The organism is Paenibacillus sp. FSL H7-0357 (genome assembly GCF_000758525.1).
In the GTDB taxonomy this organism is placed as follows: Bacteria; Bacillota; Bacilli; order Paenibacillales; family Paenibacillaceae; genus Paenibacillus_AQ.
In genome coordinates, this window is sequence record NZ_CP009241.1 from 124,517 (window position 1) to 140,218 (window position 15,702).

Sequence of the window (15,702 nt, forward strand, 5' to 3'; positions counted from 1 at the left end):
AGCTGTGCGGAGCGCGGTATAGTCAATCTGCCTTAAATCTGGGAGGGTATGATATGGAAAAGAAGAAAGTATTAATTGTCGACGATCAGAACGGAATCCGGATTCTTCTCATGGAAGTCTTTAATAGCGAAGGGTATACCACTTTTCAAGCAGCTAACGGAAAATTGGCACTGGACATTGTTCGTAGTGAATCCCCAGACTTGGTTCTGCTTGATATGAAGATTCCGGGAATGGACGGACTCGAAATCCTGAAGCATTTGAAGGAAATCAATCCGGCCATAAAGGTGATTATGATGACTGCCTACGGAGAGCTGGATATGATTAAGGAAGCGACGAAACTCGGAGCACTGATGCACTTTACCAAACCTTTTGACATTGATGAGATGCGGGTAGCCGTGAACATGCATCTTAACAGCAAGTCGATAGACCAGTGCAGCTAGTGTTGGAATAGGCCGTTTGGGATACTCCTGAAATGGACAATCTAAAAAGGATGAGTTCCGCTGGGATATGGGCTGGATGAATATCGTCCCACCGGGACATTTTTTTGTGTACCCTATTTAGTATTTAACACAGGATGTGCTATAATAAGCCTGTATGTGATGTCGGCTTATATATAAGCAACCAACATTCTTAGGAGGATTGAAACCATGCCATTAGTATCTATGACAGACATGTTAAACAAAGCACTTGAAGGAAAATATGCAGTAGGCCAGTTCAACATCAACAACCTTGAGTGGACTCAAGCGATTCTTGGTGCCGCAGAAGAAGAGAAATCACCGGTTATCCTTGGTGTATCCGAAGGCGCAGCTCGTCACATGGGCGGGTTCTACACTGTTGTAAAGATGGTTGAAGGTCTTGTTCATGACATGAAAATCACCGTTCCTGTAGCGATTCACCTGGATCACGGTTCTAGCTTTGACAAATGTAAGGAAGCCATTGATGCCGGATTTACTTCCGTAATGATCGACGGTTCCCACCACCCAATCAGCGAAAACATTGAAATGACTAAAAAAGTCGTTGACTATGCACACGCTAAAGGTGTTTCGGTAGAAGCCGAAGTAGGTACAGTTGGCGGACAAGAAGATGACGTTATCGGCGGCATTCAATATGCTGACCTGAACGAATGCGTAAGCATCGTTAAAGAAACCGGCATCGACACTTTGGCTCCGGCACTTGGTTCCGTACACGGTCCTTACCATGGCGAGCCTAACCTCGGATTCAAAGAAATGGAAGAAATCCGCAACGCGGTTAAACTTCCACTGGTTCTGCACGGTGGTACAGGTATCCCTGAGCACGATATCAAGAAATCGATCTCCCTGGGTACTTCCAAAATCAACGTAAACACTGAGAACCAAATCGCATTTGCTAAAGTAGTTCGCGAAGTTCTTGCTGCTAAACCTGATGCTTACGATCCACGTACATTTATCGCACCAGGCCGCGATGCCATCAAACAAACCGTTATTGGTAAAATCCGCGAGTTCGGATCCAGCAACAAAGCGTAATTTATTTCCGCCCTTAGCGGACGAGCTACCCTTGTTAAGAGTGCTCTTTCCTTTGTGCATCTGCACAGATTAATATCTTTATGCACCGGGACAGGTTATTTAACGCTGTCCAGTTGAATAGTTTGATATGGAAAGCACACCGCTTAGCCGGTGTCTTTCCATTTTATTCACCAAAAATGCCACAGCAGGTATTGCCGGATAAGTTGCAATACACGTAGGGGGAACCAGATAAATCTATGGAAAAATTAATGATTGGCGGTGGACGTCCGCTAGAGGGCGTTGTAACCATCAGCGGAGCGAAGAATAGCGCAATTGCGCTTATTCCTGCGGCGATTTTAGCCGAATCTGAAGTTGTTCTGGATAATTTGCCCTCCCTTAGTGATGTGGCTGTTTACTCTGAAATTCTGGAAGAGCTTGGTGCGACTGTGTCGTGGTCAGGCAACCAGATGAGAATTGATCCCTCCCGTATCGTCTCCATTCCAATGCCTAACGGCCCCGTTAAGAAATTGCGGGCTTCATATTATATGATGGGAGCGCTTCTTGGAAGATTCAAAGAAGCGACAATTGGTCTTCCCGGCGGCTGTAATTTTGAACCCCGCCCAATTGACCAGCACATTAAAGGTTTTGAGGCGCTGGGAGCGACCGTGACCAATGATCATGGTTCGATTCATCTTTATGCCAAGGAACTGCGCGGTGCGAAAATTTATCTGGATGTATCCAGCGTTGGAGCGACCATTAACATTATGCTTGCGGCTTCACGGGCCAAAGGCTCTACAATTATTGAAAATGCGGCTAAAGAGCCTGAGATTATAGATGTAGCTACCCTATTAAACTCTATGGGCGCAGTTATTAAAGGCGCCGGTACCGAAACCATCCGGATCGAAGGCGTTACGGAGATGCATGGCTGCCGTCATTCCATCATTCCCGACCGGATTCAAGCTGGGACATATATGATTGCTGCTGCAGCAACGCGCGGCAACGTGTTAATAGATAACGTTATCCCCAAGCATTTGGAGGCATTAACCGCCAAACTGCTGGAGATGGGCGTAGAAATTGAAGAACTGGACGAAAGCATTCGTGTGATCGGCAGAGCCCGATATGAGCATGTCGATGTTAAGGCTTTGGTATACCCCGGTTTTGCCACCGATCTTCAATCCCCGATGACAAGTATATTGACCCAGGCTGAGGGAGTTAGCGTCCTTAGCGATTTTGTCTACAGCAACCGGTTTAAGCATGTGCCGGAACTCGTGCGGATGGGCGCAAAGATCCGCGTAGAAGGGCGATCAGCCATTATTGAAGGCGGCAAGCTTAACGCTGCTAAAGTAAAGGCTGCCGATTTGCGCGCGGGTGCGGCGCTGGTCATTGCCGGACTGACTGTTCAGGAAGGCATTACCGAGGTCACGGGTGTGGAATATATTGACCGCGGATATGATAATCTTGTTAGCAATCTGCGCAATTTGGGTGCCGAGGTCTGGCGCGAGAACGAATAGAAATTGAGGTTGCCCGAGGAATTGGGAGGAGTAATATTTGCCTCTAAACTGCATATCTCCTTCCAATTTGGGTAATCCTATCCTAATGAGCAATTTAATAGACTCATATTTTGCCCGAACTCATACAAAAATTGAATAGGTGGTTATTACATGGATCTTCAAATTTCCGATCTGGAAGAAATGAAGCTGACCGATCTGTATAAGCTGGCTAAGAAATACCAGATTCCCTACTACGGAACGCTGAAGAAACGGGAACTGATCTTTGCGATTCTTCGTGCACAAGCGGAGCAAAGCGGGCTCATGTTCATGGAAGGCGTACTGGAGATTTTGCCTGAAGGCTATGGTTTCCTGAGGCCGATTAACTATTTGCCCAGCGCGGAAGATATTTATATCTCGGCTTCGCAAATTCGCAAATTTGATTTAAGAAGCGGCGATCTTGTTTCCGGGAAATGCCGCACACCGAAAGAAAATGAACGTTACTTTGGATTGCTTCAAGTAAATGCCGTGAATGGCGAGAATCCTGCCAGTGCAGCGGAGCGCTTGCATTTCCCGGCGCTGACACCTCTTTATCCGCAAGACAAGCTGCCGCTCGAAACATCCCCTACTCATTTATCTACCCGAATAATGGATTTACTTGCTCCTGTAGGTCTGGGGCAGCGCGGTTTGATTGTAGCACCTCCCAAAGCAGGAAAAACGCTCCTTCTGAAAGAAATAGCCAACAGTATCTCCACTAATAATCCCGAGATTGAACTGTTTGTACTGCTGATTGATGAACGTCCCGAAGAAGTAACTGATATGCAGCGCTCTGTAAAAGGCGAAGTGGTTGCATCCACATTTGATGAGCTTCCGGAGAATCATATTAAGGTAGCTGAGCTTGTCCTGCAGCGGGCACTGCGTTTGGTTGAGCATAAAAAGGATGTTGTTATTCTGCTGGATAGCATTACCCGGTTGGCACGCGCCTATAACCTTGTGGTTCCTCCATCCGGCCGGACACTTAGCGGGGGGATAGATCCTGCGGCGTTCCACCGTCCGAAGCGTTTCTTTGGTTCTGCGCGGAATGTAGAAGAAGGCGGAAGCCTGACGATCCTTGCAACAGCATTGATTGATACCGGATCGCGTATGGATGATATCATTTATGAAGAATTTAAAGGTACGGGCAACATGGAGCTGCATTTGGACCGCAAGCTGGCGGAACGACGTATCTTCCCGGCAATCGACATCCGCCGTTCAGGCACACGCCGCGAAGAGGTGCTGCTGAGCAAGGAAGAACTCGACACCATTTGGGCGATCCGCAAAAATATGAACGAGTCGTACGATTTTGTAGAGGGATTCATCAAAAAGCTGCGTGACACCAAGACCAATGCCGAATTCCTGGCGTCTTTTGATGTGGCCGGAAGCAAAGAGGGTTCATCGGCAAGCGGTACTGCCAGCAATGGCGGAACTTCTAATAGCGGTTCGTCGGCGCGCCGGACAACACGGCCCAAGACACCTACTGTCCCTACAACCTGAGAATTGATATAAGAGGAGACTAACATGTATTTGGTATATGCCGACGGGCAAGGAAACGTATATGATCATCCCGAGCTGTACGGGCTTGCCCGCAGCGGAGATATGATTGTTGAGATGCTGGAGGAAGAATTGATTCCGCTGCCGGAAGGCGCGACGCTGGTAGGACTGCCTAATACGCGGGCAGTAGGCATGAACCCCGAGACAGGGGAAATGCTGCCGTTGCCGGAAGGTTCGCAGGCTGTAGGCGCACTGTTGCCGCAGGGTTTTACAAGACTTTGTCTTCCTGGTTATGTCAAGACAGACAAGTCATATAAGCTTCCGCTGTTCGGATATTCCGCTGTAGTGTGGAAGGATGGCGGCTTCTACGTAGCTGCTGAACTTACGGATGATCCCGAACAATGGAACCCTTTGAATTGTGACCGGGAGAATGTGGAAGCCGGAGTCGGTGATTTGACCGCCAAGTATCCGGAGAACCGTCTATATGATCATCTTTCCAACTGCGCGCTGGGCTATGAATGCCTGACTTCCTCAAATACCTTTTTAGGTCGTTGGGAAGGTGCGGTTCCGGTCTCCTATTCTTGCAATGCCGGGTGCTTTGGCTGTATTTCCGAACAGCCTGATGACAGCGGGTTTGTATCGCCGCAGACCCGTATGAACTTCCGGCCTACGGTGGATGAAATTTCTCAAGTCATGCTGGAGCATCTGAAGACGCCTCAGTCCATCATCAGCTTCGGTCAGGGTTGTGAAGGCGAGCCTTCCACACAGGCCAAATTAATTATTGAGTCTATTCGTGAAGTGCGTTCGGTTACTGATATGGGCTACATCAATATCAACACCAACGCCGGGCTGAGCGACCATATCCGCGGGATTGTTGATGCAGGGCTTGATTTGATGCGGGTGAGTACGATCAGTGCCTTGGATGACCATTACAACGCTTATTACAAGCCTCGCGGCTACACTTTGGCAAATGTGGAGAAGTCGTTGAAATACGCTGCGGCGCAGGGTGTATATACTTCTATCAATTATCTGATTTTCCCCGGGGTCACGGATCGCGAGGAAGAAATTGAGGCGATGGTGGAGTTTGTAAGACGTACAGATCTGAAACTGATTCAGATGCGTAATCTGAACATTGATCCCGAGAGCTATTTAGAACTCATTCCTCCGGCGCAAGGCGAAATTCTGGGGATGAAGACCATGCTTGAGATTTTCCGCGAGGAACTTCCGGGTGTGGTTATAGGCTCCTTCACTCATGTCCCTCCAGCGGATTTGGCCCGTGCCAAACAGCGCAGAGTCCATATGTAGCACGGAAATATGGGCTTCAAACATATTGCAGACTTCTACCTTTCATGCTAAAATACCGTTGTATGTTTAATAACTCTGGGTCCGCATGAGTCCTAGGGCATGAGAGGTGAAATTCAAATGCAACAAGCAATCCAACCCAAGTACAACCTTACTAAGGTAACCTGCGCATGTGGCAACACATTCGAATCCGGTTCTGTTAAACAAGAGCTGCGCGTCGAAATTTGCTCTAACTGCCATCCGTTCTTCACTGGCAAGCAGAAATTCCTTGATGCCGGTGGTCGCGTTGATAAATTCAAGAAGAAATACGGTATCTAATCAGCCTTGCCTTTCAGTGGCATAAGATTGGACTGCCCCTTGGCTTTTTAGCCAGGGGGTTTTTATATACCAGAGGAAAATAATGCCATTTCCGCTTGCCGGGTTGATTTTTACCGGGCGGTGAGCTATACTTATCTTCGCCGTGCTAGACGGGGAGGTAGCGGTGCCCTGTAACTCGCAATCCGCTGTAGCGAGGTTGAATTCCTGTTAGAGGTGCTGTCGATGTGAGGCCTTGGTCCCTATGGACTGTGTTGACGGTTGGGTCCTCCGCAATGAGTGCTTGTGAACCTGGTCAGGTCCGGAAGGAAGCAGCCATAAGCAAGTTTACTCTTGTGCCGGAGGGTAGCCTAGCCCGAGCAGTCTTGTAGGGTTGCCGCTTGGATCGCAGCCATCAATAACAGGTGCACGGTTTTATATTATGAACATATCGTTAATGATAGCGTCTTTGCCACAAGCAAAGATGCTTTTTGTTTTTGGTCAAAGTCTGGGGAATATAGTATAATAAATTAGCGACAAATGCCGGAAAGCGGCAGCCTAAGAAAGGGTAATGCATAGTGGAACATATCGCGCTGTACCGTGCTTGGCGGCCGCAGTCGTTTCAAGACATGGTAGGACAACAGCACATTATCCAGACGCTGCAGAATGCGATTCGTGAACAGCGGGTTTCGCATGCCTACCTGTTCAGCGGCCCGCGGGGAACTGGCAAGACGAGTGCTGCCAAAGTGCTCGCCAAAGCGGTCAATTGCGAGCGCGGTCCGGGTCCGGAGCCATGCAATGAATGTCCATCCTGTGTGCGGATTTCCGCTGGCAACGTAATGGATGTGCAGGAAATTGATGCGGCCTCCAACCGGGGTGTTGAAGAGATTCGCGATCTGCGGGATAAGGTGAAATATGCGCCTACCGAAGTACGCCGTAAAGTGTATATTATTGATGAAGTGCATATGCTGACAACAGAAGCGTTCAACGCTCTGCTAAAGACGCTGGAGGAGCCGCCGCCCCATGTCATGTTCATTTTGGCGACGACAGAACCTCACAAATTGCCGGCAACGATTATTTCCCGCTGCCAGCGTTTTGACTTTCGCAGAGTATCGCTCGAAGAGCAGAGTGGCCGACTAACTGAAATCTGTGAGAAGGAAGGCATTACTGCAGATGCGGATGCATTGCAGTACATTGCCCGTCTTTCCGATGGGGGGATGCGCGATGCTCTCAGCATACTGGACCAGATTTCTTCCTTTACAGACGGCAATGTGACTTACCAGCAAGTGCTGGGGATGACGGGGGGGATTCCTTCCGAGCAGTTTGCCCGCCTTGCAACAGCCATTCTGGAAGGTGATATGGGTCTGCTTCTGGAACTTGTCGAGCAGCTTATGCACGAAGGCAAAAGCGCCGACAAATGTCTGGAGAACCTGCTGTATTATTTCCGTGATCTGCTGATGATCAAGATGGTGCCGGGCGCGGATCAGCTAACAGACCGGGTTCTCAATCCTGCTGAATTCCGCGACATGGCAGCAGCGTTCTCCCGGGAGCGGCTGTTTGAAATTGTCGAGACCCTGAACCGCTATCTGGGAGAAATGAAATATGCCACTCATCCGCAGACTTTGTTTGAAGTGGCGCTGATGAAGTTATGCAGCTTGCAGCAGGGCGGAGGAGCTCCGATTCTGGCGGCTGCCCCTGGCTCAGTAGCCTCCCTGCAGCCTTCAAGCGGCAGCCCCTCCGTGGATTCGGGGGAACTAGAGCTTCTTAAGCGTCAGATTGCCGCATTGGAGAAGAAGCTCGAGCAGGCTATGCAGTCCGGTGGGATATCCGGTAACGGCTCAAGAGATCAGGCTTCCGCCCAGAAGCCAGCCCAAAGCTCGGCTCCACGAATCTCCTCGCCCTCCAAGCTGCCTCCGCAGCTGGATAAATTCATCGCCGGTAAAGACAGTGCTGATTTCGCTTCGGTGTTTAAACAATGGAGCGTCGTCTTGCAAGGGGTGAAGGAGGAGAAGGTAACCGTGCATGCCTGGTTTGTTGACGGTGAGCCTGTGTCTGTAATGGAAGATGCCGTGCTTGTGGCCTTTAAGAACACAATTCACCGGGACACCACAGAGAAACCGGCCAACAGACAGGTGATTGAGAATGTGTTAGCTGCACGGCTGGGTAAACCCTACCGTCTGGTTACGATACTTCTGCGCGACTGGAATGAAGCGGCGCAGAAGTCTGCTGCACAACCGGGCAAGGAGGAGCTTCGTCTCGAGCATGAGCATGAAACTGCGGAGACAAAGACTGAACCATGGATTGACGAGGCTATCCAGCTCTTTGGAGAAGACCTTGTTGTCATAAAAGAGTAGCATTTAAGCCTATGAGCGCAAAAAGCGCATTCCAAAGGAGAGACGACTTATGAATAATATGAACCAAATGATGAAACAGGTTAAAAAAATGCAGGAGCAAATGCTCAAAGCCCAAGAAGAGCTGGGAAGCAAGACGATCGAAGGTTCTTCCGGCGGCGGCGTGGTTACTGTTCAAGTGAATGGCCATAAGAAGCTGCTGTCCATGCAAATCAAACCAGAGGCTGTTGATCCGGAAGATATCGAAATGCTGCAGGATCTTGTCATCACCGCTGTAAACGACGCCCTTACCCAGGCTGAAGAGCTGGCTAACAACGACATGGGTAAATTCACCGGCGGAATGAAGATCCCTGGCTTATTCTAGGCCTACTCCACTCCAGACCAAAGGAGAACCATCAATTTGTATTATCCAGAACCGCTAGCCAAGCTGATTGAAGCTTTTACACGTTTGCCCGGGATCGGCCCGAAGACAGCAGCCCGGCTGGCTTTTCATGTACTCAACATGAAAGAGGATGAAGTTATTGATTTTGCCAAAGCGCTTGTCAGTGTCAAACGCAATCTTCATTACTGCTCGGTCTGCTGCAACATTACGGACACCGATCCATGCCGTATATGTCAGGACAAAACCCGAGATACCTCAGTGATCTGTGTGGTACAAGACTCCAAGGATCTTGTAGCCATAGAGAGAACCAAGGAGTTCGACGGCTACTATCATGTGCTTCAGGGTGCAATTTCACCGATGGAGGGCATAGGTCCTGATGATATAAGACTCAAGGAACTGTTGACCCGGCTGAGCGACGAGAGAGTGAAAGAGCTTATTATGGCCACTAACCCCAATATTGAGGGTGAAGCTACGGCCATGTATATCTCCCGTCTGGTCCGTCCGTTCGATATTAAAATCACCAGAATAGCCCATGGCTTGCCCGTGGGGGGCGATCTGGAGTATGCGGACGAGGTTACCTTATCCAAAGCTTTGGAAGGCCGTCGTGAGCTCTAAACAGTTCTGACATCATAATCAGCGAAGGAAGCCCGTGAGGGCTTCTTTTTTGTATATACGAGGGCGCATACGTCCTGAACGATACATTACATACAAGATAAGCTATGAACCGCCGTCTTGCTTTGTGGGACTTTTTTAGTTCTAAGTTTGTCCCCATCTTTATATGAATGAGAATATGCAAGACGCGGAAGCCGCGTTATCAAAGCATAGAATTATTCTTGAGGGGGAATCGCAAATGGGTTGGTGGGGCTCCAGAAAGCAGGGAAACGATGCAAAAGATGTTCAGGTGTCAGACTTGGATGAGCATTGGAATGTATACCTTGAGGTGTGCAAGGCACAAGCGGAGTGGCAAAGAGCCTATTTGATGTTTGATGAGGCGCTGGGTCAGGATCAAATTGATTACGCGATATATATTCTGGAGGCAGCTGAACGCAAATATCAGATTCATCTTAAGCATGCTAAAAGCTTGGGGCTTAACCGCAGTCTATTATAAGTTTGGACAAGACATGTAAAGGGGGAGCACAATGCTAAGATTGGCTGCAATGGGCGTATTGATATTATCCGGGTTATTATTGATATTAATAGTTTTTCGTAAAAAATTGGGCTGGGCCTGGCTTAGTTTGTTTGGAACTCATCTTATTCTTGCTGCACTGGGCATTTATATAGTGAATTTCTCCGGATTGCTTACGGAAGTTTATCTTCCTTTAAACCCGGCAACCATAGGCGCAGTAACGATTCTTGGACTTCCGGGAGTCCTGATGCTGCTCGGTTTAAAAATAACTTTGTTTTAATGGTTGACGCATGTTATTAATTTATGATACATTAAGTCTCGGCCCTTTGGACAAGATATCACTTGATAACTTGCCAATAAGGAAAGCGAAAAAAGAAATTAAAAAAACGCTTGACTGAAGTGAGGGTGCTGTGATATATTATAAAGGTCGCTGCTGACAAGCGACGACGACGAAAAAAGAGGCATTGATCTTTGAAAACTGAACAACGAGTGAGTGGGAAATCACGCAAGTGAGATCCAAAACTGATGAGTTTCACAGCGTATTTATACGCTTTAGAAATTTCATCTTGAGAATGTAAATTCTCGTCAGATGTTTCAAATTGAGCAATCGCTCTTTCTAAATACCAATTTGGAGAGTTTGATCCTGGCTCAGGACGAACGCTGGCGGCGTGCCTAATACATGCAAGTCGAGCGGAGTTATGATGGAGCTTGCTCCGGATTAACTTAGCGGCGGACGGGTGAGTAACACGTAGGCAACCTACCTCTTTGACTGGGATAACTACCGGAAACGGTAGCTAATACCGGATAATTCCTTTGTTCACATGGACGAAGGATGAAAGGCGGAGCAATCTGCTACAAGGAGATGGGCCTGCGGCGCATTAGCTAGTTGGTGGGGTAACGGCTCACCAAGGCGACGATGCGTAGCCGACCTGAGAGGGTGAACGGCCACACTGGGACTGAGACACGGCCCAGACTCCTACGGGAGGCAGCAGTAGGGAATCTTCCGCAATGGGCGAAAGCCTGACGGAGCAACGCCGCGTGAGTGATGAAGGTTTTCGGATCGTAAAGCTCTGTTGCCAGGGAAGAACGTCCGGTAGAGTAACTGCTACCGGAGTGACGGTACCTGAGAAGAAAGCCCCGGCTAACTACGTGCCAGCAGCCGCGGTAATACGTAGGGGGCAAGCGTTGTCCGGAATTATTGGGCGTAAAGCGCGCGCAGGCGGCTATTTAAGTCTGGTGTTTAAACCTTGGGCTCAACCTGAGGTCGCACTGGAAACTGGGTGGCTTGAGTACAGAAGAGGAAAGTGGAATTCCACGTGTAGCGGTGAAATGCGTAGATATGTGGAGGAACACCAGTGGCGAAGGCGACTTTCTGGGCTGTAACTGACGCTGAGGCGCGAAAGCGTGGGGAGCAAACAGGATTAGATACCCTGGTAGTCCACGCCGTAAACGATGAGTGCTAGGTGTTAGGGGTTTCGATACCCTTGGTGCCGAAGTTAACACAGTAAGCACTCCGCCTGGGGAGTACGGTCGCAAGACTGAAACTCAAAGGAATTGACGGGGACCCGCACAAGCAGTGGAGTATGTGGTTTAATTCGAAGCAACGCGAAGAACCTTACCAGGTCTTGACATCCCTCTGAATCCATTAGAGATAGTGGCGGCCTTCGGGACAGAGGAGACAGGTGGTGCATGGTTGTCGTCAGCTCGTGTCGTGAGATGTTGGGTTAAGTCCCGCAACGAGCGCAACCCTTGACTTTAGTTGCCAGCAGGTAAGGCTGGGCACTCTAGAGTGACTGCCGGTGACAAACCGGAGGAAGGTGGGGATGACGTCAAATCATCATGCCCCTTATGACCTGGGCTACACACGTACTACAATGGCCGGTACAACGGGAAGCGAAGCCGCGAGGTGGAGCCAATCCCAGCAAAGCCGGTCTCAGTTCGGATTGCAGGCTGCAACTCGCCTGCATGAAGTCGGAATTGCTAGTAATCGCGGATCAGCATGCCGCGGTGAATACGTTCCCGGGTCTTGTACACACCGCCCGTCACACCACGAGAGTTTACAACACCCGAAGTCGGTGGGGTAACCCGCAAGGGAGCCAGCCGCCGAAGGTGGGGTAGATGATTGGGGTGAAGTCGTAACAAGGTAGCCGTATCGGAAGGTGCGGCTGGATCACCTCCTTTCTATGGAGAATCGTCACCTGCAACGGTGACATTCAAATCGGAAGTTCAGCTTCCAAAACACTCACTCGTGTTCAGTTTTGAAAGAGCAAGTCTCTTTCGTATGCGTTTGGTGGCGATAGCGGAGGGGTTCCACACGTACCCATCCCGAACACGACCGTTAAGTCCTCCAGCGCCAATGGTACTTGGACCGAAGGGTCCTGGGAGAGTAGGACGCTGCCAAGCGGACAACCAATTCGTTGGTTGATTCAATGTTATGTTATATGGGCTTTTAGCTCAGTTGGTTAGAGCGCACCTCTGATAAGGGTGAGGTCGGTGGTTCGAGTCCACCAAGGCCCACCATATAACATTTAACAGGATAGTACTTTTATGGGGCCATAGCTCAGCTGGGAGAGCGCCTGCCTTGCAAGCAGGAGGTCAGCGGTTCGATCCCGCTTGGCTCCACCAAAATGATTTAAACTCAATACTTCTTTAAACTTGATCCTTGAAAACTGGATACCGAAACGAATTTGCGTTTTAGAACATTCCTTTAAGCTGAACTTGTGTAAACAAGTTTGTATTATAGCGATGCTAGCGATTTTCCTAACGGAAAACGCATTGGTTAAGCTAATAAGAGCACACGGAGGATGCCTAGGCACCAGGAGCCGACGAAGGACGTGGCGAACAACGAAACTGCCTCGGGGAGCTGTAAGCAAGCTTTGATCCGGGGGTGTCCGAATGGGGAAACCCAGCTGTGGTAATTCGCAGTTACTTCTCTCTGAATACATAGGGGAGATAGAGGCAGACCAGGGGAACTGAAACATCTAAGTACCCTGAGGAAGAGAAAACAATAGTGATTCCGTCAGTAGCGGCGAGCGAACGCGGAACAGCCTAAACCAAGGGGCTTGCCCCTTGGGGTTGTGGGACGTCTCACATGGAGTTACAAAGGAATATGGTAGGCGAAGAGGTCTGGAAAGGCCCGCGATAGAGGTAAAAGCCCTGTAGCCTAAACCGTGTTCTCTCCGAGACGGATCCCGAGTAGTGCGGGGCACGTGAAACCCCGTATGAATCCAGCAGGACCATCTGCTAAGGCTAAATACTACCTGGCGACCGATAGTGAAACAGTACCGTGAGGGAAAGGTGAAAAGCACCCCGGAAGGGGAGTGAAATAGAACCTGAAACCGTGTGCTTACAAAAAGTCAGAGCCCAATCTATGGGTGATGGCGTGCCTTTTGTAGAATGAACCGGCGAGTTACGTTTAACATGCAAGGTTAAGGTGAGAAGCCGGAGCCGCAGCGAAAGCGAGTCTGAATAGGGCGATTTAGTATGTGGACGTAGACCCGAAACCGTGTGATCTACCCCTGTCCAGGGTGAAGGTGCGGTAACACGCACTGGAGGCCCGAACCCACGTATGTTGAAAAATGCGGGGATGAGGTGGGGGTAGCGGAGAAATTCCAATCGAACTCGGAGATAGCTGGTTCTCCCCGAAATAGCTTTAGGGCTAGCCTCGGTGAATGGAGTGGTGGAGGTAGAGCACTGATTGGGTGCGGGGCCCGCAAGGGTTACCAAGCTCAGTCAAACTCCGAATGCCATTAACTTCTTGCCGGGAGTCAGACAGTGAGTGCTAAGATCCATTGTCAAAAGGGAAACAGCCCAGACCATCAGCTAAGGTCCCCAAGTGTGTGTTAAGTGGGAAAGGATGTGGAGTTGCACAGACAACCAGGATGTTGGCTTAGAAGCAGCCACCATTGAAAGAGTGCGTAATAGCTCACTGGTCGAGTGACTCTGCGCCGAAAATGTAACGGGGCTAAACACACCACCGAAGCTATGGCTAGATGCTTTGCATCTGGGGTAGGGGAGCGTTGTATGCAGGTTGAAGGTGTACCGTAAGGAGCGCTGGACAGCATACAAGTGAGAATGCCGGTATGAGTAACGAAAAGATCAGTGAGAATCTGATCCGCCGAAAGCCCAAGGTTTCCTGAGGAAGGCTCGTCCGCTCAGGGTAAGTCGGGACCTAAGGCGAGGCCGAAAGGCGTAGTCGAAGGACAACAGTTTGAAATTACTGTACCACCGTAATCCGCTATGAGCGATGGGGTGACGCAGGAGGGTAGTGACGCGGACTGATGGATGTCCGTCTAAGCAGTGAGGCTGGTGTGTAGGCAAATCCGCACACCGTTAAGGCTGGGCTGTGATGGGGAGCGAAAATTATAGTAGCGAAGGTCATGATCTCACACTGCCAAGAAAAGCCTCTAGCCAGGAGAAGGTGCCCGTACCGCAAACCGACACAGGTAGGCGAGAAGAGAATTCTAAGGCGCGCGGAAGAACTCTCGTTAAGGAACTCGGCAAAATGACCCCGTAACTTCGGGAGAAGGGGTGCCTCGGTAGGGTGAATAGCCCGAGGGGGCCGCAGTGAAAAGGCCCAAGCGACTGTTTAGCAAAAACACAGGTCTGTGCGAAGCCGCAAGGCGAAGTATACGGGCTGACGCCTGCCCGGTGCTGGAAGGTTAAGGGGAGCGGTTAGGAGCAATCCGAAGCTGTGAACCGAAGCCCCAGTAAACGGCGGCCGTAACTATAACGGTCCTAAGGTAGCGAAATTCCTTGTCAGGTAAATTCTGACCCGCACGAATGGCGTAACGACTTGGGCGCTGTCTCAACGAGAGATCCGGTGAAATTTTAATACCTGTGAAGATGCAGGTTACCCGCGACAAGACGGAAAGACCCCATGGAGCTTTACTGCAGCTTGATATTGAATTTGGGTACGATCTGTACAGGATAGGTGGGAGCCGTAGAGGCAGGAGCGCAAGCTTCTGCGGAGGCGCCGTTGGGATACCACCCTGATCGTATCTAGGTTCTAACCTGGTACCCTAATCGGGTACGGGGACCGTGTCAGGCGGGCAGTTTGACTGGGGCGGTCGCCTCCTAAAGAGTAACGGAGGCGTTCAAAGGTTCCCTCAGAATGGTTGGAAATCATTCGAAGAGTGCAAAGGCATAAGGGAGCTTGACTGCGAGACCAACAAGTCGAGCAGGGACGAAAGTCGGACTTAGTGATCCGGTGGTACCGCATGGAAGGGCCATCGCTCAACGGATAAAAGCTACCCTGGGGATAACAGGCTTATCTCCCCCAAGAGTCCACATCGACGGGGAGGTTTGGCACCTCGATGTCGGCTCATCGCATCCTGGGGCTGAAGTAGGTCCCAAGGGTTGGGCTGTTCGCCCATTAAAGCGGTACGCGAGCTGGGTTCAGAACGTCGTGAGACAGTTCGGTCCCTATCTGTCGTGGGCGCAGGAAATTTGAGAGGAGCTGTCCTTAGTACGAGAGGACCGGGATGGACGTACCGCTGGTGCATCAGTTGTTCCGCCAGGAGCATGGCTGAGTAGCTACGTACGGACGGGATAAGCGCTGAAAGCATCTAAGCGTGAAGCCCCCCTCAAGATGAGATTTCCCAATTAGTAAGACCCCTTGAAGACGACGAGGTAGATAGGTTGGAGGTGGAAGTGCAGCAATGCATGGAGCTGACCAATACTAATCGGTCGAGGGCTTATCCAACAGTAAGACGCAGATTCGTTTCGGATTCAGTTTTCAGGAATCAAG

Annotated in this window: 11 protein-coding genes, 2 tRNA genes, 3 rRNA genes and 1 other RNA gene; all 17 read left to right on the forward strand. The window is 50.0% G+C overall.

All coding sequences use genetic code 11. From position 1 onward, the window contains the following. The first annotated feature begins 53 nt into the window (after nt 1-53). The 17 genes from H70357_RS00595 (at nt 54) to H70357_RS00670 (ending at nt 15,657) form a co-directional block, all read left to right on the forward strand. The gene (locus H70357_RS00595; protein ID WP_038584563.1) at nt 54-440 is read left to right on the forward strand and encodes a response regulator; all 387 of its coding nucleotides are present in this window, start codon (nt 54-56) and stop codon (nt 438-440) included. Between the two features lie 207 nt (nt 441-647). After that, nucleotides 648-1,502, forward strand: coding sequence for a class II fructose-1,6-bisphosphate aldolase (gene fba, locus H70357_RS00600; protein ID WP_038584566.1), 855 nt, complete (start codon nt 648-650; stop codon nt 1,500-1,502). A 236-nt stretch (nt 1,503-1,738) separates the two neighbouring features. Then, entirely contained in the window at nt 1,739-2,992 is a 1,254-nt protein-coding gene (locus H70357_RS00605) for a UDP-N-acetylglucosamine 1-carboxyvinyltransferase (RefSeq protein WP_038584569.1), read from the forward strand. A gap of 150 nt (nt 2,993-3,142) precedes the next feature. Beyond that, nucleotides 3,143-4,501 carry a transcription termination factor Rho gene (gene rho, locus H70357_RS00610; protein WP_038584572.1) on the forward strand — a complete coding sequence of 453 codons (1,359 nt, stop codon included), beginning with the start codon at nt 3,143-3,145 and terminating at the stop codon, nt 4,499-4,501. Nucleotides 4,502-4,525: 24 nt separating this feature from the next. Beyond that, complete coding sequence (locus H70357_RS00615) at nt 4,526-5,803, forward strand: radical SAM family protein (RefSeq protein WP_038584575.1); 1,278 nt, start codon at nt 4,526-4,528, stop codon at nt 5,801-5,803. A gap of 117 nt (nt 5,804-5,920) precedes the next feature. Then, a complete protein-coding gene (gene rpmE / locus H70357_RS00620) occupies nt 5,921-6,118 on the forward strand; it encodes a 50S ribosomal protein L31 (protein WP_038598301.1) in 198 nt (65 codons plus the stop codon). A gap of 140 nt (nt 6,119-6,258) precedes the next feature. Continuing rightward, nucleotides 6,259-6,527: signal recognition particle sRNA large type (gene ffs, locus H70357_RS34735), an RNA gene on the forward strand. Between the two features lie 145 nt (nt 6,528-6,672). Beyond that, a complete protein-coding gene (gene dnaX, locus H70357_RS00625; RefSeq protein WP_038584578.1) occupies nt 6,673-8,448 on the forward strand; it encodes a DNA polymerase III subunit gamma/tau in 1,776 nt (591 codons plus the stop codon). A 49-nt stretch (nt 8,449-8,497) separates the two neighbouring features. Then, nucleotides 8,498-8,809 (forward strand): YbaB/EbfC family nucleoid-associated protein, encoded by a 312-nt coding sequence (locus H70357_RS00630; RefSeq protein ID WP_038584581.1) that lies wholly within the window; start codon nt 8,498-8,500, stop codon nt 8,807-8,809. A gap of 36 nt (nt 8,810-8,845) precedes the next feature. Then, nucleotides 8,846-9,442 carry a recombination mediator RecR gene (gene recR, locus H70357_RS00635; protein ID WP_038584584.1) on the forward strand — a complete coding sequence of 199 codons (597 nt, stop codon included), beginning with the start codon at nt 8,846-8,848 and terminating at the stop codon, nt 9,440-9,442. Nucleotides 9,443-9,677: 235 nt separating this feature from the next. Then, nucleotides 9,678-9,935 carry a hypothetical protein gene (locus H70357_RS00640; protein WP_038584586.1) on the forward strand — a complete coding sequence of 86 codons (258 nt, stop codon included), beginning with the start codon at nt 9,678-9,680 and terminating at the stop codon, nt 9,933-9,935. Between the two features lie 31 nt (nt 9,936-9,966). Continuing rightward, entirely contained in the window at nt 9,967-10,233 is a 267-nt protein-coding gene (locus H70357_RS00645; RefSeq protein WP_038584589.1) for a pro-sigmaK processing inhibitor BofA family protein, read from the forward strand. 345 nt (nt 10,234-10,578) lie between these two features. After that, nucleotides 10,579-12,134: ribosomal RNA gene (locus H70357_RS00650) — 16S ribosomal RNA — on the forward strand. A 105-nt stretch (nt 12,135-12,239) separates the two neighbouring features. Further along, a 5S ribosomal RNA gene (gene rrf / locus H70357_RS00655) occupies nt 12,240-12,356 on the forward strand. Nucleotides 12,357-12,396: 40 nt separating this feature from the next. Further along, nucleotides 12,397-12,473, forward strand: a tRNA-Ile gene (locus H70357_RS00660). Between the two features lie 29 nt (nt 12,474-12,502). Then, nucleotides 12,503-12,578: transfer RNA gene (locus H70357_RS00665), tRNA-Ala, on the forward strand. A gap of 152 nt (nt 12,579-12,730) precedes the next feature. Next, nucleotides 12,731-15,657 (forward strand): 23S ribosomal RNA (locus tag H70357_RS00670). The 16S, 23S and 5S rRNA genes sit together here with 2 tRNA genes alongside, the layout of an rRNA operon. The last annotated feature ends 45 nt before the right edge of the window (nt 15,658-15,702 follow it).